Genomic DNA, 1605 nt, shown 5'->3' on the forward strand with positions numbered 1-1605 from the left:
GCTCTATGGCCCGCCCGACATGCCGCTGACGCTGCCGCGCCGTAGTCGTCGTCGATCTGGTAGTTGAGCTCGATGGCGCCATTGACGGCACGCTTGGGCTCGCCGACGAAACGGATCGTCGGCGGTTTGTCCGGGATGATGGCGAAGGCCCAGTGGCCGAGATCGTCCTCGCCGGTCTTGAGCCGCAGCGTGCCGTTGTTGTTCAGCTTGCCGGAGAACTGGCGCACTTTGAGCCCGGCTGGGGACCCCGGCTGTGCCGCGGCTGGCGTGGCGCCCTTCGGCGCAACCGGCTCGATGGCGCGATCATTGCCGTTCGCGTCGGCATAGCTCAGCGTTTCTTCGCCGGTTCCGCCAGTGACGCGCAGCGAGACGTCGCTGCCCTCAGGGACGCTGAAGACCTGCGCGGCCTGGTTGACGTCGGCGGTCAAGAACAGCGGCGGCTTGCCGGTATAGGAAGGCGGCGTCACCCAGGCATCGATGCGGGGCGGCACGCTATCGCGCGCGGCGCTGGCGACGAAGCCGTCGCTGATCCTGCCGCCGAAAGGTCCGAACGAGAAGGCAAAAGCGGTGACGAACAGCAGCCCCACCACAGCCCGCAGGCCCCAGCGGTCGTAATCCGGCACGCTTGTGCGCGGCCTGTCGCCGCCCAGGTCGGAGAGCCGCTCGGCCATGCGCTTCTGGTGCTCGCGCCACAGCGCCTGCGAGAAGAGGCTCTCCGCGCCGCTCGGCCGGTCGGTCTGCACCTGCACGGGGCTGTGCAGCAGCTCGTTCGCTGCCTCGATGCGCCGGTCGACCTCGGCGACGGACGGAATGCGGAAGAAGCGCAGCGCAAAGAGCGCGGCGAGCGCCGAGATGGAGAAGAGGATCAGGAGGCCGATCCGCGCCAGATCCGGCAGGCGCTGGAACAAGCCCAGCCACGCGACACTGAGGAACAGGCCGGCGACCACCGCCAGCGGCAACAGCAACGGCCAGCCGCGCTCGAAGATCATCGAGGCCCGCGTCGCCAGCCGGCTCAAGGCAAGGCGCCCGGCCAGACCGCGTTCGCCGCTGGAAATGGGTCGTTCCGTCATCGGCCCTTCCTGCCCGGGCAGGATCGCCCGGACCTCATGAGCAGAGGATAACACCAAACACGGCGAAGGCGAGGCGAGTTCCAAAATCTGTGACGGGTTCGCCGCCTTTACGATCAGAAATTCGCGGGATTCGTGTTGGATCCGCAGACCAGGACGGCCACGCGCTCGCCGGGAGCCGGCGCGTAGCGGCCGGAAAGCATCGCGGCAAAGGCAGCGGCCCCGCCCGGCTCGGCGATGATTTGCGCGCGCTCCCAGAGCGCTTTCTGCGCCGCCACGATGTCGTCGTCGCTGACCAGGATCGAGCGCTCGACGAAAGCTTTCGCGATCGGGAACATCATTTCGCCGACGCGCTTCGGCGCCAGCGAATCGGCGGCGATGCCCTCCGCCGGTGCATCGACCGGCTTGCCGGCTTCGAAGGCGCGGTGAAGCGTCGGCGCGCCCTCGGGCTCGATGGCGATGATGCGGATGCGGCCAGCGAACCAGGCGGCGATGCCGCCGATCAGGCCGCCGCCGCCGACCGCGACAAGCAGTGTGT

At 68.7% G+C, this 1605-nt stretch carries 2 protein-coding genes; both read right to left on the reverse strand.

The window, feature by feature from the left end; translation table 11 throughout:
- The coding region (locus EOA60_RS32070) for a DUF4175 family protein (protein ID WP_128312559.1) at positions 1–1070 on the reverse strand (1070 nt) is incomplete at its 3' end.
- Between the two features lie 113 nt (positions 1071–1183).
- A partial coding sequence (locus tag EOA60_RS32075) for a pyridoxal-phosphate dependent enzyme (protein ID WP_128312560.1) occupies positions 1184–1605 on the reverse strand: 422 nt, incomplete at its 5' end.

The sequence above is a fragment of the Mesorhizobium sp. M1A.F.Ca.IN.020.06.1.1 genome, from assembly GCF_004023265.1.
Taxonomy (GTDB): Bacteria; Pseudomonadota; Alphaproteobacteria; order Rhizobiales; family Rhizobiaceae; genus Mesorhizobium.